This window comes from Rhodococcus sp. OK611, assembly GCF_003050885.1.
GTDB classification, from domain to species: Bacteria; Actinomycetota; Actinomycetes; order Mycobacteriales; family Mycobacteriaceae; genus Rhodococcus_G; species Rhodococcus_G oryzae.
On record NZ_QAOZ01000023.1, the window covers coordinates 15,598 to 30,441 of the forward strand.

The window sequence follows — 14,844 nt, forward strand, 5'->3', positions numbered from 1 at the left end:
TCCCGATCAACGGGAGCGGGGTTCGCGCCGGGTGTGGCGTGCCTCCCAGTGCCCCCGGCGGTTCCAGCAGGTGGTCGCACATCCTTGGTACGTTGGCTGGGATCCCGCTGCGAGGAGGCTGCCGTGCCCACCGGACTGGATGTGACCGCGACCCCGGCCGAGACGCTGACCGTGTCCGCCCGGGACGGCGACGCGCGCGGCTACGCGACGGGCACGGTGTTCGCCTGGAAGGGGATCCCGTATGCCGCCGCAGGCGCCGCGCGGCGGTTCCGGTCCGCGGTGGCGCCGTCCCCGTGGCTGGGCGAGCGCGACTGCCGGGACTTCGGCCCCATCGCCCCGCAAGCCAAGACGGTTCAGGTGCCGATGGAACCGGGCTCGGTGGTGGACGAGGACTGCCTCTCGCTCAACGTGTGGGCGCCCCGGCCGGACGGGACGCCGCGCCCGGTGATGGTCTGGATCCACGGCGGTGCGTACTGCGTCGGCTCGTCGTCGCAGAGCGTCTACGACGGTAGGCGGCTGGCCGAGCTGGGCGATGTCGTGGTGGTCACGGTCAACTACCGGACCGGCGTGCTCGGGTTCCTCGACCTCTCGACCTTCTCTACCGACGAGCATCCCTTCGAGACCAACATCGGGCTCCGCGACATGATCGCTGCGTTCGAATGGGTACGTGAGTGCATCGCCGCGTTCGGCGGGGACCCGGACAACGTGACCGCGTTCGGGGAGTCCTCGGGGGCCGGGTCGATCACGACGCTGATGACCTCACCGCGAGCGGAGGGTCTCTTCCACAAGGCCATCGTGCAAAGTGCGCCCGCCACATCGGTTTACGGCGCCGAGCGGGCGGCGTCGGTGGCCAGGCGCTTCCTCGAGATCGTCGGCGTCAGCGAGGACGAGGCCGGCCGGCTGTGCGAGCTGCCGATCGAAAAGCTGACCGCGGCGGGTGACGTGCTGCTCGACGAGGTGACGACCTCGGTGCCGGGCACGCTGTCGATGGCCCCCGTGGTCGACGGCGACCTGGTGCCGCGGTACCCGGTCGCCGCATTCCAGAAGGGTTTCGCGCACCGCATCCCCCTGATCATCGGCACCAACAAGGACGAGGCGTCGATCTTCCGGCTGACCAGGTCGCCGATCATGCCCGTCACCGCGGACACCGTGAACCAGATGTTCACCGCGATCGCCGCCGACCACCCGAAGCTGCCCGCGATCCGCGTCGCGGAGATCATCTCGGCCTACCCGGACTGGTCGAAGACCAGCGGTGCCCTCGCGGTGTCGCGGGACGCGGCCTTCCGGATGCCGTGCCTGTGGATCGCCGACGCGCACAGCAAGCACTCGCCCACCTGGGTGTACCGGTTCGACCACGCCACCCCGATGCTGTGGGCGGCCCGGGTCGGCGCCGGGCACGCCACCGAACTGCCCTATGTGTTCGGCAATTTCGGCACGCTCAATCATGACCCGACCTTCTGGCTCGGCGGGCGCAAGGCCGCGCTCGAGGTATCCGGCCGGGTGCAGCGGCGGTGGCTGGCGTTCGCGCAGCACGGCGTGCCCGCGGCGCTCGACGCGTCCAAGCACTGGGCGCCGTACCGCGAGGACACCAGGGCGACGCTGCTCATCGACAAGACCGACACCCTGGCGAGCGACCCCGACAAGGAGCTGCGGGCCGCGTGGGGCGACAAGGTGATGGGGTTCCGGTGACCGGGACCGCTGTAGCGTCATGCGTATGAGCAAGCTGGATGAGGTCGGCGAACGGGAATCGTGGCGCTGCTGGTTGTGCGACGAACCCGTCGACCCGAACATGTCGGTGAACGACCCGCGCGGTCCGAGCATCGACAGCATCAACACCGCCAAGAAGGGCAAGGGCGGGCCGGAGCGGCTCGCGCACCGCGCCTGCAACACCAAGAAGGGCGCGATCAAGCCGGTTGTGCCGTGGTCGGACGCGCTGTTCGTCATCGATCCGGCGCCGATCATCGGCGTGGTCGAGCAGCTCACCCGCAAGCCAGGACGGGTCGCCGTCGCGCGGTGCCCCTCGAAGTCCGACGCCGAGGACGCGTCCGCCTGGTTGCTGGACCGGCTGTCCCGGCTGGCGCCCGAGCTGACGCTCGACACCAAGATCGAGCCTGGCGGCGGCGGCTTCCTGCTGGTCGTCTCGCGCTGACCGCTGCCGTGCGTCAGCCCTGTGCTGCGCCCACGGTGTGGAGTGCCGCCACGAGCGGCGCGAGTTCCGGTATGGCGCAGGCCTCGTCGAGCGCCTCGCGCAGCTTCGCGTCGTGGGTGGGTCGCGCCCGCTCCAGCAGGGCCCGGCCTGCCTCGGTGACCTCGGTGTAGATGCCCCGACGGTCGTCCTGGCACAGATACCGGGTCAGTAGTCCCCGGCTCTCGAGCCGGTTCACCAGCCGGGTGGTCGCGCTGCTGCTCAGCGCGGCCGCCCTGGCGAGCTGCGACATCCGCATGTGCCAATCGTCCTGACGGCTCAGTGCGTCGAGCACCGTGTATTCGACCACCGAGAGATCGTGTTCGCGCTGGAGCGCGCGTTCGAGCTCGGTGTCGAGCAGTCCGTGCAGCGCCGCGAGGGTGCGCCACCCCTGCGCTCGGATTTCGACGGCGTCGTCGGCGATCCCCACGAGATACCTCCCAATCGGTTGCCCCACCATACATGGCTTGCGCCATTAGCAGGCGCGTGCAACTATCTATGGGGCGCGTGCAACTACTGCCTACGCCATCTATCTGCTTGAGCAATCGAACTATGGAGGGCATTCGCATGCCGTTGGGACTACTCGCCCTGGCCATGGGGGGCTTCGGAATCGGCCTCACCGAATTCGTGATCATGGGGCTGTTGCCCGAGGTCGCCGCGGATTTCGGGGTCTGCGAGTCCGTCGCGGGTCATCTGATCTCGGGCTACGCGCTGTCGGTCGCGATCGGTGCCATCGCGCTGACCGCTGCGGTGGGGCGATTCGACCGCAAACGGGTGCTCATGTCGCTGATGGTGCTGTTCGTCGTCGGCAATCTGCTCTCCGCGGTCGCGCCCACCTACGAGGTGCTCATGGCCGGCCGCGTCGTCGCGGCGCTGTGCCACGGCGCATTCTTCGGGATCGGAGCGGTCGTCGCTGCCGATCTGGTGGCGCCCGGTAAGCGCGCAGGCGCCATCGCCACGATGTTCACGGGTCTGACCATCGCGAACGTCCTTGGCGTGCCGTTCGGCACCCTGCTCGGACAGCAGTTCGGGTGGCGCTCCACGTTCTGGGCCATCACGGTGATCGGTGTGGTGGCGCTGGCCGGCATCGCCGCGCTGGTCCCACCCGTACCCCGTTCGGACGCAGCGGATTCGGCGGGGCTCGGTGGCGAGCTGCGTGCGTTCCGCTCGCCGCAGGTGTGGTTCTCGATCGCGATCACCGTCCTCGGTTTCGGCGGCATGTTCGGCGCCTTCACCTACATCGCCTTCACACTCACCGAGGTCAGCGGGTTCGCCTCGACCACGGTGCCGTGGTTGCTGATCCTGTTCGGCGTCGGCCTGTTCGTGGGCAACTACGTCGGCGGCAAGGCGGCGGACCGGGCGCTGACCGCGTCGCTGGTGACGCTCCTCGCCGGGCTGACCGTGGTGCTGATCGTGTACGCGCTGACCGCCCAGAGCAAGACGATGACGGTGGTGTCCCTGATCCTCATGGGAGCCTTCGGTTTTGCGACGGTCCCCGGATTCCAGATGCGGATCATGAACTACGCGGCGCAAGCGCCCACCATGGCGTCGGGCGCGAACATCGCCGCCTTCAACGTCGGTAACGCACTCGGCGCGTGGCTCGGTGGGTTCGCGATCGCCGCCGGGTTCGGGTTCGTCTCACCGATCTGGATCGGTGCGGCCGTCACCGCGGCGGGGCTGGGCGTGCTGCTGATCGCGACCCGCGTCGACCGGGGCGCAGGCGTCGCGGGGGAGGAGCGTGTTCCGGTCGCCGCGTGAGGATCGGGGCGTCAGCCCACCTGGAACGGGCGCACCTCGATCGGGAGGGTGGTCGCGGCCGCCAGCTTGCGGCCCCAGCCGAGCGCGGTGTCGAGGTCCGGCGCCTCGATGATCGTGAATCCGCCGAGATGATTCTCAGCCTGCGCGAACGGGCCGTCGGTGACGAGCACCTCGCCGCTCTTCGGTCGCAGGACCGTCGCCTGCTCCGGCGGGTGCAGGCCCCCTGCGAACACCCACGCGCCCGCGGCCTTGAGTTCCTGGTTGAAGGCGTCGATGTCCTCGATGATCCCCTCCAGGATCTCCGGCGCGGGGACCGGTCCGTCGGGCTGGTAGACACTGAGCAGGTACTGCGTCATGGCATTCCTCTCTCACTCCCTGGTGCGTCGAGTGTCGACCGGATCGGCCACCGGTGCATCCAGATCGCGTAATGCCGGCAGCGTGAAGCAGACGGCGGCGATCACCAGGACCGGGATGGACAGTGCGAAAAAGGTGATTCGCAGGCCGACCGCATCGATCAGCGGGCCTGCGAGCAGGTAGCCGAGCGGGCCCGCGGCGTACGCGGTGGACGTCATGACGCCGACGACACGGCCGCGCATGTGCTCGGGGCTGCGGGTCTGCATCGCGTAGTTCGCGATCGGCCCGACCGGCCCGAACACCAGGCCGACCAGCAGCGCCAGCGTGAGCGTGACCCACAGCGCAGGCAGGAACGCCATGCCGACCATGCACCCGCCGAGCGCGGTCACCGCCAGCAGCATCAGGGTCCGGCGCTTGACGTGGGCGGCGAGTGCACCGTACGTCAGGGCCCCGATGACGCCGCCGATGCTCATCGCCATCAACACCCAGCCGAGCTGCGCGGGCTCGCCGCGCTCGGTGAAGTAGACCGGGAACAGCACGCTCTCCACCGGCATGTACAGCGCGACGATCGCCATGTCGACCAGCGCGAGGGTGCGCAGCAACCGGTTGTGCCACACGAACTTCAGGCCCTCGAGCGTGCCGCTCCACATCGATTCCGGCCTGGTCTCGTGATCGGGGGCGCCCGCGCCCTCGAGCCGGAGGAAGGCGATGGTGAGGATCGAGAGCGCGAAGCAGACGGAGGTCACCCACAGGGTGTTCACCGCGCCCACCGTGGCGATCAGCACGCCGCCGATGCCGGGGCCGATCAGGTACGCGACGTTGTAGTTGGCCTCGTACAGGCTGTTCACCCGGTCCAACGACCACCTGGCCTCCTTCGTCGCGGCAGGCAGCATGGATTCGCGGGCCGAGATGCCTGCCGGGTCGAAGGCGGCGCCGAGTGCGGCGAGCGCCGCGATGCCACCAACCGACAGCCCGACCGTCGCGGACATCACCGGGATCAGCGCCACCGACACCGCGGACAGGAAGTCGGAGACCAGCGAGGTGCGGCGGCGGCCGAACCGGTCGACCACCGTGCCGGAGAACAGGCTCGAGAGCAGCAGCGGCAGGGTGGCGGCGCCCGCGACGACGGCGGCGTCGGTGGCCCGGCCGGTCTTGGCGAGCACCAGCCACGGCAGCGCGACGATGGTGATGCCATTGCCGGTGGCCGAGAGCAGGGTCGCGAGGTTGATCAGGGCCAGCGGCGTGTACCGGCGTGCGGCCGTGGCCGTCGTCGCAGTCATGTCGGGGTTCTCTCAGGCTGGAGGAGACATGTCCCGAGGCTAGCGAACCCGCCACCGCCGCGCGATCGATTATTGCTCGCGCGGCGGTGTGGTCAGGAGGCCAGGATCCTGGCCTTCTCCGCGTTGAACTCGTCCTCGGTGAGAACTCCTTGGTCCTTGAGTTCGGCGAGTTGTTTCAGGGCGGTGATGCGATCGACGCCGCCCGAGGGTGGTGCGGCAGCGGGCGGCGGCGGGGGCGGAGGCGGCGCGGCCTGCGGGGGCGCCTGTTGGGTCTCCTGTTCGGCGTTCCATCGCCGACCCTGCCGACGGGAAACGCGATTCGAGACCGCGGTCGCGGTCCCGGCCACGACGGCGGTACGCGCGACGCCACGGAGTAGTCCAGGCATGGTGTGCTCCTTCTCTTCAGCTGTCGGCGTCGAGTGAGTCGAGTGCCGCCATGATGCCTTGTAGGGGGATGCGGCCCGAGGCCACCAGTTGCGCGCCGCCACGGCGCAGCGCCGCGGCGAACGGGGCTGCCCACAGGTTCTCGTAGACGAGAATCGCTCCGGAACAGCCGGGTTCGAGGATCGCGCCTGCCTCCTCGACGTCGCTTGGATTCACCAGTCCCGACGACGCCTCGGCGAACAGCGTCACGTCGATGCCGCCCTCCAAGCCGAGGTCGTCGATCGCGATCCCGGCCAGCGATCCGTCGGTGTCCTTGCGGACGAACACGAGGTCGAGCACGCGAATGATGCCGTTGTCGACCAGGTCGCGGAGCATCGGCAATGCCGAGCCGTCCGGCTGCCGGTCGGCGGGGAACTCCACCACGAGGTAGTCGATGGGCCCGACTTCGTCGAATTCGTTGTTCACTACAGGACCTCTCTCGTTGAAGATGGCCGTGGTCAGAACGGTGTTCGAGTGGTGCACGATCGGGGGTGCGGTGGCTTGCTGTCGGCCCCGCATGCTGCTCTCGGCGAATGGATTCGGACCAGGGGGCAACCGCGGCATCACGGCCCTTCCCCGACGCATGCCAGCATCTCACCTGGAGGGCCACGCGGCCAGGAAACCGGGCCATCGCGCGGCTCGGCGTTGTCGGCGCTGGCCCAGAGCCGCTGGTGCGTCCGTTCCGCCGGCCTCGGTCGCGGGCCGCGACAGTGCCGTGGGAGTTCGCGGCTGCGTGGTCACCCAGCCCGCGATGTCCCGACGGGCCGCCTTCTCGACGAGCAGGGGAACGAAGTCGCGCACCTTGCCGTCGGCGAAACGCTGGTGGATCGTGCGTACGGTGTGCTCGATGTCGATCGGCGATATGGACGGGTAGCGAGCGGTCAGACGCGCGATGACCTGTTCGACTTGAAGCAGTTCGTCATCGCCGGTCATGGACTCATGGTCTGCCCGATTCTCCACCGCGGTCAAGACTCGAAAAGGACTCGAGACAGGCACGGTTCACTCCGCGGACGCTTCCCTGGCTCGCGGGATTCGATCTTCGAATCCGCGATGTAAGCGGTGCGGGAAGCGGACACTGGGGACATAGCACCATTCGGTTGCGAGGAAGGGGACCGTCATGTCTGAGAAGTCGCCGGCCGAACAGGGAATCGCGGCGGGTACGTCGATGGGGGCGGCCGTCATCCTGGTGACCGTTGGCATCATCCAGTTCTTCCAGGGGATCGCCGCGGTGGCCGAGAACGAGGTCTTCGTCGTCGGCATCGACTACACCTACAAGTTCGACCTCACCACGTGGGGCTGGATCCACATCGTGCTCGGCGTGGTGGTGGCGGCGATCGGTGTCGCGCTGTTCACGGGGGCCGGTTGGGCGCGGATCGCGGCGATCGTGATCGCGGCGATCTCGATCATCGCCAACTTCATGTGGTTGCCGTACTACCCGTGGTGGTCGGTGCTGATCATCGCCCTCGACGTGGTGGTGATCTGGGCGGTGTCCACCTGGAAGCCGCAAGCAGTCTGACCCGGAAACACGGTCTGACCGGAAACACGGTCTGACCGGAAACACAGTGGAAAGCAGGACAATTCGGTGACAAGTCCGACAGCAGGGCCGCGCACCTCGGTGCCGCGGCCCTGCTGTCGGCGAACCTGGTGAAGTCCTGGACGAGCACCGCACACAAGGACGGCCGAGGGAGAACCCGGTGGGCAAATCCAAGGACAAGAAGTCCGAGAAGCGCTCCGAGCAGACCGGTCGGCAGCCTGCCGAGGCCGGCGAGTTGATCGATTCGTCGGCCGAGGAGCACGCCCCGCCGATGACGAACAAGGAATACCGCCGCCATCTGAAGGTGCTCGACGCCGAGCTGGTCGCGCTGCAGGAGTGGGTCAAGTCGACCGGGGCGAAGGTCTGCATCGTCTTCGAGGGCCGCGATACCGCAGGCAAGGGCGGGGTGATCAGGGCGATCACCGAGCGGGTGAGCCCGCGGGTGTTCAGGGTGGTCGCCCTGCCCGCCCCGACCGAGCGGGAGAAGTCGCAGATGTACTTCCAGCGGTACGTGCCGCATCTGCCCGCCGCCGGGGAGGTCGTCATCTTCGACCGCAGTTGGTACAACCGGGCAGGCGTCGAACGGGTCATGGGTTTCTGCACGGAGGACGAGGCCAGGAAGTTCCTCGAGCTCATCCCCGTGGTCGAGCGCGTGATCGTCGAGTCGGGGGTCATCCTGCTCAAGTACTGGCTCGAGGTGAGCGAGGAACAACAGACGCTGCGCCTGCAGAGTCGCATCGAGGATCCGCGGAAGATCTGGAAGCTCTCCCCGTTGGATCTGAAGTCCTACAGCCGCTGGTATGACTACTCGCGGGCCCGTGACGAGATGTTCCGGTTCACCGATTCCGGCTTGGCGCCCTGGTTTGTCGCGCTCAACGACGACAAGAAGCGGGGGCGGCTCAACATCATCAGTCACCTGCTCAGCCAGATCCCGTACACCCCGCTCGAGCGTCCCGACGTCACCCTGCCGAAGCGGCAGGACCCCGGCGGATACCGCGCACCGGCTCTGCCGTTGCACTGGATTCCCACTCCTTACTGACGTTTCCGAGTACCCGGCGAGGAGCAGCGGTCATGGCCACCACGGAACCAACACCGGACCGGGTGCACACACGCACCACCGCCGAATCCGAAGCGACCTGGTTCGCCCAGGACGCGGACGCCGTCGTCGCGGCGCTCGACACCGACCCGACGTCGGGCCTGACGGACGGCGAGGTCGACGCGCGGCGGCGGCGGTACGGCGGCAACGAGATCGCGGCCGAACCCGCACCCTCGACGTGGTCGATCGCCCTGCTGCAGCTGAAGGATCCGATGAATCTGATGCTGGTCGCGGTGGCCGTCGTCAGCGTGATCATCGGCGAGGTGCCGACGGCGCTCGTGGTGGCGGCTCTCGTGGTGCTCAACATCGTGCTGGGCACGCAGCAGGAACTGAAGGCGCGCGCCAGCGTGGACGCGCTCGCGAAGATGCAGACGCCGCAGGCCCGGGTGATCCGCGGCGGGACGCTGACCGAGCTCGACGCGACCGAACTCGTCCCTGGCGACATCGTCGCGCTCGAGGCGGGCGACATCGTCCCCGCCGACGGCCGGCTGTTGCGGTCGGCCACCCTCGAGACCCAGGAGGCGGCGCTGACCGGTGAGAGCGCACCGATCGCGAAGGATCCCGGGACGCTCGACACCGCCGACGTCGCCCTCGGCGACCGCAACAACATGGTGTTCCAGAACACCTCGGTCACCCGCGGCACCGCCACCATGGTGGTCACCGAGACCGGCATGCGCACCCAGATGGGCCTGATCGCGTCGATGCTCTCGGCCGTCGCACCGAGCAAATCCCCCTTGCAGCGCGAGCTGAACGCGCTGACCAAGGTGCTGTCCGTCATCGCATGGACGGCCGTGGCGATCATCGTGATCCTCGGTGTGCTGCGCGGGCAGAGCCTGACGACGCTCCTGCTGCTGGGCATCTCGATGGCCGTCTCGGCCATCCCGACCGGTATGCCGACGTTCGTCCAGGCGATGCTGGCCTACGGGGCGCGCCAGCTCGCCGACGCGAAGGCGATCGTGAAGAACCTCAACGACGTCGAGACCCTCGGCGCGACGAGCGTGATCAACTCCGACAAGACCGGCACCCTGACCATGAACCAGATGACGGTGCGCTCGTTGTACTTTCACGGCCGGTGGTTCACGGTGGACGGCGAGGGCTACGGCAAGGCCGGGACGATCGCCCAGGTCGCGGGCGAGGCGGTGCCGGACTTCACCCTGCTCGCCTACGGGCTGTGCCTGGACAGCGACGCGACCGTCTCCGACTCCGGGGAGGTGGTCGGCGATCCGACCGAGGCCGCGCTGGTGGTGCTCGCGGCCAAGATCGGGGTCGACGCCCCGCTCACCCGGCGGACGTACCCGCGCGTCGCCGAGGTGCCGTTCGATTCCGCCTACAAGTTCATGGCGACCTTCCACCATCTTCCGGTTCGCGGCAGTACCCGGTTCGCGGAGCTGGTCAAGGGCGGACCCGACGTGGTCCTGGCCCGCTGCGCGACCGCGTTCGTCCCCGGCGGGGAGACGGTGCCGCTGGCCGAGGTTCGGGACGAACTCGTGGCCGCCAACCGCGCCATGTCGGAGAAAGGGCTTCGCGTGCTGGCCTTCGCCACCCGGCTGCTCGACGGCCAGGAGGCGGCCGTGACCGCGGACCCGATGTCGTTCGTCGAGGACCTCACGTTCGTCGGCATGGTGGGGATCATCGACCCGCTCCGGCCGGAGGCGATCGACGCCGTGCGCACCGCCCACTCCGCGGGCATCGACGTCCGGATGATCACCGGCGACCATGCCATCACCGCATCCGCGATCGGCGCCGAGCTGGGACTCGGGCCGGGCGCGATCGGCGGCGCCGAACTCCAGGCCATGACGGACGAGGAACTCGCGGCGGCCCTGCCGGAACTCCACGTCTTCGGCCGCGTCACGCCGCAGGACAAGCTGCGCCTAGCCGACATCATGCAGCGGGGCGGCGCGATCGTGGCGATGACCGGCGACGCCGTCAATGACGCCGCCGCGCTGAAGAAGGCCGACATCGGGGTGGCGATGGGGTCGGGGAGCGAGGTCACCAAGCAGGCCGGGCGGATGGTGCTGACCGACGACAACTTCGGGACGCTGGTCACCGCGATCCGGTTGGGTCGCGGCATCTACGAGAAGATCGTGTCGTACGTCCGCTATCAGATGGCCAAGCTGTTCGCGATGGTGCTGTTGTTCCTCGTCGCGAGCGTGTTCGACATCAACGACGGCATCGCCCTCACCCCACTGATGGTGCTGTTCCAGAACTTCTTCATCACCCTGTTCCCGGTCGCCGTCATCATGCTCGACCCGCTGCCTGCGGACCTGATGAGCAAACCGCCCCGGGATCCGAAACTCCCTATCGCACACCGGAAGGCGTTCATCCAGTGGCTGGCATACGGGGTCCTGCAGTTCGCCGTCACCCTGGCGGCGATGCTCGTCGCCCCCGGCCCGATGAGTCCGACCGAGGCGAGCGTGCCGATGACGATGGCGTTCGTGGTGCTGTCGATCGGGTCGGTCCTCAGTGGCCTGGTCATGAGGCGCGATCCCGAATCCGGTCTCGCCGCTCCCGTGCTCGGTGCGCTGAAGATCCTCTCCATCCCGATCATCGCCACCGTGTTCGCGGTCGAGCTCGGCTTCCTCCAGGATCTGCTCATGACGACGTCCCTGACGGGTGGACAGTGGCTCGCCTGCATGGGTTGGGCGCTGATCATCCCGGTCGTGATCGAGACCGAGAAGGTGATCCGGCGTCGCAGGCGTCGACTCTCGGGGCCACCGGAACTCCTGTCCGCCGCCGTCGCGGTCGACCCGGCGCGGGCACGCACAGCCTGACCACGTCACCGCGATCGGCCGAGCACGGCGGGCGGAGTTTGGTGCTTCAATTGATGCATGTGTAGGTGGATGGCCTACTCGGGAGAGCCGATCCTCGCGGAGGACCTGCTGTTCCGGCCTGAACACTCCCTGATCGACCAGAGCCTGCACTCCCGCCTCGGCGCCACGACCACGAACGGCGACGGCTTCGGCATCGGCTGGTACGGCGAGGGCACCGAACCGGCGGTGTTCAAGAGCATCGAACCGGCCTGGAACGACTCGAATCTGCGCGAGATCGCCGGCCACGTGCGCACCCCGCTGCTCTTCGCGCACGTGAGGGCCTCGACCGGGACCGCGGTGCAGCGCAGCAACTGCCATCCGTTCCGGCACGGGCGCTGGTTGTGGATGCACAACGGCGCCCTCGGAGGATTCCGCGAGACCCGGCGCGACCTGATCACCGCGATCGACCCGGCACTGTTTCCCGATCTCGAGGGTTCGACCGACTCCGAGACGCTGTTCTTCCTCGCGCTGACCTTCGGCCTCACCGACGACCCCTTCGACGCCGTCGCCCGGGCCGTCGGTCTCGTCGAGGATGTCGGCCGGGCCCACGGGGTCGACGATCCGGTCCAGATGACGGTCGCGACGACGGACGGCGAATCCACCTGGATTTTCCGCTACTCGACCGCGAGGCAGTCGAGGTCGCTGTTCTTCTCGACCGAGATCTCCAGGCTGCGGGATCTGCACCCGGAGGTGCCCGTCCTCCATCAGTTGGGCGGGGAGACCCGGTTCGTGGTCTCCGAACCGTTGCGTGACCTGCCGGGCGCGTGGAACGAGGTGATGGAGTCCTCGGCCGGGGTGGTCAGGCAGGGACAGGACGAGCTCCGCGCGTTCCGTCCGATCGCACCCGCCTGAGACAAACGCCCGTGGAACCGGGGCCGTGCGCGCCCGGCATCGGGTGCCGGGCGCGACGGTCCTACTCCCGGGAGGAGATGGCCGCGACCGGATCCGCGCGGAGCCTCGCGCGGGTCGGTATCGCGATCGCGATCAGTCCCAGCGTCACCGTCGCGGCGATGATCGCGGCGTAGGTGACGGGGGAGATGGCGGGGATCGGCTGCCCGGAGACCCCGAGGCTGACCCCCACCAGCGGCGGCAGTGCGATCAGCGTGCCCACCACCGACGCGATCGTCACCACCATCACCGCCTCGGCGCGCATCATCGCGCGCACCTGCCTGCGGCTCGATCCGACCAGGCGCAGCAGCGCGAACTCCCGGCCCCGCTCGGCCGTCGCCATCACGAGGGTGTTCACCACCGCCACCGCCAGGTAGGCCAGCAGCACCGACAGCGCGATCAGGCTCGTCCAGGACTGCGCGCTGCGCTCGGATTCGCCCGCCGCGCCGAGCCCGTCCCGGTCGGTGACGGTGTAGCCCGCCGCGGCCAAAGCGGCGCCGACCTCGGATTGTCTGCCGGGCTCGGCCCGCACCAGGATGCTGTCGTCCAGCCCGCTCGTGGTGTGGGCGCGCACCACCTCGTTCGCGAAGGTGACATCGCCGAATCCGAGTCCGCGCCCGTAGGTGGCGACGACGGTCGGGCTGACCGCGGTGCCGTCGCCGAGGTGCAGCGTGGCAGTCTCTCCGACGCCGACTCCCAGCGTCTGGGCGGTGTCGCTGCTCAGCGCCACCGTGTCCCGCCCGGCCAGCGCGTCGAGGCTGCCGGACTCGACCTGGAGATCCATGGTCGCGACCGTCGCGGCCGGGTCGATGCCCTGCGCCGCGTACCGCTCGGTGGTGGTGGACTCGCCGTCGAAGCGCGGGACGTACACCTGGCTGCGGGCAACGGGATTCGCCGCCTCGACGCCGGGTGTCCGGCCGATCGCGTCGACGACGGCGGGGGACAGCCCCGACCCGGTGCCGGTGACGAGGAAGTCCGCTACGACGCCCTCCCTCGACTGGGTGGCGGCCTCCGCCGCGACGGTGGTCTGGACGAAGATCTGTACCGATCCGATCGCGATCGCCAGGGCGAGTGGGGTGATGGCGGCGGCGAGGCGGCGGGCGTTGCCGCGGGTGTTCGCGGCCGCCAGGAACAAGGCCGGCGATCCCGATCGGCGGAGCGGCCCACCGAACGCGGCCACCGCGCCGCTGACCAGACGCGGTCCCAGCAGTCCCACCGAGATCATCAGCAGGACAGCGGCGCCCCCGGCGCCCGCCAGCGCCGCCTGACCCGGGACAACGGCGGGCAGCAGCGAGATCACCAGGCCCGAAGCGCCGAGGACCTGCCCGGTGACCATCCGCCCGCGGCCGAGCCTGGCCGGGGTCGCCGACGCCTCCGCCAGCGCGTCGACCGGATTGATCCTGGCGGGCCTGCGCGCGGCGACGGCCGCCGCCGCACGGGCGGTGATCAGGCTCAGTGCCACGGCCGCGACGGCGGGCAGCGGGCTGAAGGCCAGCGCGAAGTCGGCGGGCAGCAGTCCGGCCGCCGCGAAGCGAGACCGGAGGTAGTCGGCGAGGACGAAACCAGGGACGGTGCCCGCGACCGCGGCGACGCCCGCGACCAGCATCACCTCACGCCCGACGAGCCGGTGGATCTGACCCGGAGTCGCACCGACCGCGCGGAGCAGTGCGAACTCGCGCCTGCGCTGGGCGATCGACAGCGACAGGGTGCTGGCCACCACGAACATCGCGATCATCACTGCGGTCCCGGCGAACGAGATGCCGATCATCACCAGCTCGGTACGCGCACTGCCCGCGTCGAGGAACTCCGCGTCGCCGCGGGCCCGTCCGGTGTAGGTCTCGACCTCGGGCACTCGTTCGCGGATCCGTTCGGCCAGCGCGTTCGCCGAGACGCCGTCGGCCGCCGTGACCCCGATGACGTCGACGTTGCCCGGACGCGGTGACAGCGAGGAGACCTGGCCGTCGGACAGGAACACGTGCGCGGCCCGGTCCGGGGTTGGGTTCGCGCCCGCCACCCCGACCACGGTGTAGTCGTCGGCGATGCCGCCGTGCGCCAACGAGATCCGGTCGCCGATGCGGGCGGGCTCGGCGTCGTCCACCACGACCTCACCCGGACCGTTCGGTGCCCGTCCCTCCCGGATCTCGTACGGGGTCAGCGCGGCCGAGCCCCAGCCGTGCGCCTGCACCGGCCTGCCCGACCACGCGAGCGGAACGCTGATGTCGGGGACCGCGCGCGCCACCCCGGGAACCGACGCCAGCTCGTCCGCGACGCCCGCGGTCAGCGGGGCCCGCTCCGCGAACGGCTGGTCGACGTCCTCCTTGACCACGAGCGACTGCCTGCCGCCGACGATGACGTCCGCGCCGGCGTAGCGCTGCGGCTCGATGCCGCCGCGGATCCCGGACTCGATGAGGACCCCGAGCCCGGTGACGAGCATCGAGGCGAACAGCACCGCGACGAACATGCCGACGAAACCGCCTCGGTGTGCGCGGATGTTCGCGCCTGCAAGCGATCTCATC

13 protein-coding genes and 1 pseudogene are annotated in these 14,844 nt (G+C 69.3%); 7 read left to right on the plus strand and 7 right to left on the minus strand.

The window, feature by feature from the left end; all coding sequences use genetic code 11:
• Positions 1-123: 123 nt before the first annotated feature.
• Together C8K38_RS24745 and C8K38_RS24750 are read left to right on the plus strand one after the other, a co-directional pair.
• A complete protein-coding gene (locus tag C8K38_RS24745; protein ID WP_373560298.1) occupies positions 124-1,689 on the plus strand; it encodes a carboxylesterase/lipase family protein in 1,566 nt (521 codons plus the stop codon).
• Between the two features lie 25 nt (positions 1,690-1,714).
• Positions 1,715-2,149 (plus strand): hypothetical protein, encoded by a 435-nt coding sequence (locus C8K38_RS24750; protein WP_077042365.1) that lies wholly within the window; start codon positions 1,715-1,717, stop codon positions 2,147-2,149.
• Between the two features lie 13 nt (positions 2,150-2,162).
• On the opposite strand, the gene C8K38_RS24755 is transcribed toward C8K38_RS24750, so the two are convergent.
• Complete coding sequence (locus tag C8K38_RS24755; protein WP_097214020.1) at positions 2,163-2,615, minus strand: MarR family winged helix-turn-helix transcriptional regulator; 453 nt, start codon at positions 2,613-2,615, stop codon at positions 2,163-2,165.
• Between the two features lie 137 nt (positions 2,616-2,752).
• Between C8K38_RS24755 and C8K38_RS24760 the strand changes: the two genes are divergently transcribed.
• A complete protein-coding gene (locus tag C8K38_RS24760; protein ID WP_097214091.1) occupies positions 2,753-3,943 on the plus strand; it encodes an MFS transporter in 1,191 nt (396 codons plus the stop codon).
• Positions 3,944-3,954: 11 nt separating this feature from the next.
• Here the strand turns inward: C8K38_RS24760 and C8K38_RS24765 are convergent, their stop codons facing one another.
• From C8K38_RS24765 to C8K38_RS24785, 5 genes and pseudogenes are all read right to left on the minus strand, one after another.
• The gene (locus C8K38_RS24765; protein WP_097214021.1) at positions 3,955-4,299 is read right to left on the minus strand and encodes a YciI family protein; all 345 of its coding nucleotides are present in this window, start codon (positions 4,297-4,299) and stop codon (positions 3,955-3,957) included.
• Between the two features lie 12 nt (positions 4,300-4,311).
• On the minus strand, positions 4,312-5,577 hold the full coding sequence (locus C8K38_RS24770) for an MFS transporter (RefSeq protein ID WP_097214022.1): 1,266 nt from the start codon (positions 5,575-5,577) through the stop codon (positions 4,312-4,314).
• Between the two features lie 92 nt (positions 5,578-5,669).
• Positions 5,670-5,963: an SHOCT domain-containing protein gene (locus C8K38_RS24775; RefSeq protein WP_097214023.1), complete on the minus strand. Its 294-nt coding sequence runs from the start codon at positions 5,961-5,963 to the stop codon at positions 5,670-5,672.
• Between the two features lie 16 nt (positions 5,964-5,979).
• Positions 5,980-6,426, minus strand: coding sequence for a DUF6325 family protein (locus C8K38_RS24780; RefSeq protein WP_257017801.1), 447 nt, complete (start codon positions 6,424-6,426; stop codon positions 5,980-5,982).
• A 321-nt stretch (positions 6,427-6,747) separates the two neighbouring features.
• Positions 6,748-6,933 (minus strand): annotated as a pseudogene (locus C8K38_RS24785) (three-helix bundle dimerization domain-containing protein); the annotation flags it as partial.
• Between the two features lie 184 nt (positions 6,934-7,117).
• On the opposite strand from C8K38_RS24785, the gene C8K38_RS24790 reads away from it, so the two are divergent.
• From C8K38_RS24790 to C8K38_RS24805, 4 genes are all read left to right on the plus strand, one after another.
• Complete coding sequence (locus tag C8K38_RS24790; RefSeq protein WP_097214024.1) at positions 7,118-7,516, plus strand: DUF7144 family membrane protein; 399 nt, start codon at positions 7,118-7,120, stop codon at positions 7,514-7,516.
• Positions 7,517-7,769: 253 nt separating this feature from the next.
• Positions 7,770-8,573 (plus strand): polyphosphate kinase 2, encoded by an 804-nt coding sequence (gene ppk2, locus C8K38_RS24795; RefSeq protein WP_245221600.1) that lies wholly within the window; start codon positions 7,770-7,772, stop codon positions 8,571-8,573.
• Positions 8,574-8,605: 32 nt separating this feature from the next.
• A complete protein-coding gene (locus C8K38_RS24800; RefSeq protein ID WP_097214025.1) occupies positions 8,606-11,401 on the plus strand; it encodes a cation-translocating P-type ATPase in 2,796 nt (931 codons plus the stop codon).
• 69 nt (positions 11,402-11,470) lie between these two features.
• The gene (locus C8K38_RS24805; RefSeq protein WP_097214026.1) at positions 11,471-12,292 is read left to right on the plus strand and encodes a class II glutamine amidotransferase; all 822 of its coding nucleotides are present in this window, start codon (positions 11,471-11,473) and stop codon (positions 12,290-12,292) included.
• Between the two features lie 61 nt (positions 12,293-12,353).
• Here C8K38_RS24805 and C8K38_RS24810 read toward each other — a convergent pair whose 3' ends face one another.
• Positions 12,354-14,843 carry an FtsX-like permease family protein gene (locus C8K38_RS24810; protein ID WP_097214027.1) on the minus strand — a complete coding sequence of 830 codons (2,490 nt, stop codon included), beginning with the start codon at positions 14,841-14,843 and terminating at the stop codon, positions 12,354-12,356.
• Between the last annotated feature and the right edge of the window lies 1 nt (position 14,844).

What these genes read in the sequence shown, in the direction of transcription:
- C8K38_RS24805 (WP_097214026.1), top strand. Translation starts at nt 11,471, where the DNA reads ATGGCCTACTCGGGAGAGCCGATCCTCGCGGAGGACCTGCTGTTCCGG.
- C8K38_RS24790 (WP_097214024.1), top strand. Translation starts at nt 7,118, where the DNA reads ATGTCTGAGAAGTCGCCGGCCGAACAGGGAATCGCGGCGGGTACGTCG.
- C8K38_RS24765 (WP_097214021.1), bottom strand. Translation starts at nt 4,299, where the DNA reads ATGACGCAGTACCTGCTCAGTGTCTACCAGCCCGACGGACCGGTCCCC.
- C8K38_RS24775 (WP_097214023.1), bottom strand. Translation starts at nt 5,963, where the DNA reads ATGCCTGGACTACTCCGTGGCGTCGCGCGTACCGCCGTCGTGGCCGGG.
- C8K38_RS24770 (WP_097214022.1), bottom strand. Translation starts at nt 5,577, where the DNA reads ATGACTGCGACGACGGCCACGGCCGCACGCCGGTACACGCCGCTGGCC.
- C8K38_RS24810 (WP_097214027.1), bottom strand. Translation starts at nt 14,843, where the DNA reads ATGAGATCGCTTGCAGGCGCGAACATCCGCGCACACCGAGGCGGTTTC.
- C8K38_RS24750 (WP_077042365.1), top strand. Translation starts at nt 1,715, where the DNA reads ATGAGCAAGCTGGATGAGGTCGGCGAACGGGAATCGTGGCGCTGCTGG.
- C8K38_RS24800 (WP_097214025.1), top strand. Translation starts at nt 8,606, where the DNA reads ATGGCCACCACGGAACCAACACCGGACCGGGTGCACACACGCACCACC.
- C8K38_RS24760 (WP_097214091.1), top strand. Translation starts at nt 2,753, where the DNA reads ATGCCGTTGGGACTACTCGCCCTGGCCATGGGGGGCTTCGGAATCGGC.